Origin of the sequence: Vreelandella neptunia, assembly GCF_022489065.1 — a bacterium.
GTDB lineage: Bacteria > Pseudomonadota > Gammaproteobacteria > Pseudomonadales > Halomonadaceae > Vreelandella > Vreelandella neptunia_A.
Genome location: NZ_JAKVTW010000064.1, coordinates 1 through 762 on the forward strand (window position 1 = coordinate 1; position 762 = coordinate 762).

At 50.7% G+C, this 762-nt stretch carries 1 protein-coding gene; it reads right to left on the bottom strand.

From position 1 onward, the window contains the following. A partial coding sequence (locus tag MLE19_RS22840; protein WP_240720615.1) for an IS3 family transposase occupies positions 1-762 on the bottom strand: 762 nt, incomplete at both ends.

Sequence of the window (762 nt, forward strand, 5' to 3'; positions counted from 1 at the left end):
ATTAAATAGTTCACGATATGATGCTGCCCCTGCAAGAATGAGCGATAGCCATACGTTGGCACCCATTCAACCTTTAAGCTCCTGAAGAAACGCTCCATTGGCGCATTATCCCAGCAGTTACCACGTCGGCTTAGGCTTTGTTTTACCTGGCATTTCCAGAGTGTCTGACGGAACTTACGGCTCGTATAATGACTGCCCTGGTCGCTGTGGAACATAACCCCTTTTGGTCGCCCACGGCTCTCATAAGCCATTTTCAATGCGCTGCTGGTGAGTTCACTATCGGGCGACAACGACATCGACCAGCCAATCGTTTTCCTAGCAAATAAGTCCATGACAACGGCTAGATAAGCCCAGCGTTTGCCAGTCCAGATATATGTGACGTCGCCACACCAAACGCGGTTGGGCGCCTCAACGTTAAACTGACGCGCTAAGTGGTTCGGTACCTCAACATGTTCATCACCTGTATTCTTGTAGGTGTGCCCAGGCACTTGGCAGCTAATTAGGCCAAGCTTTTCCATCAGGCGGCCAGCGCGATAGCGACTTAACGGCACATCCTGCCTTGTCGACATCTCTGCGATGCTGCGCGCCCCTGCAGAGCCTTCGCTCTCGCGAAATAGCTCTCTGACCTTGGCTATTTCCTTAGTCTTCGTGGCACACACAGGTCTTTTTGAACGTTGTTTCCAGTATTTAAAGCTGCTGCGATGTACGCCAAACACGTCACACAGTTTTTTTACCGGGTAGCTCGTCTTGAGTTTCTCGATT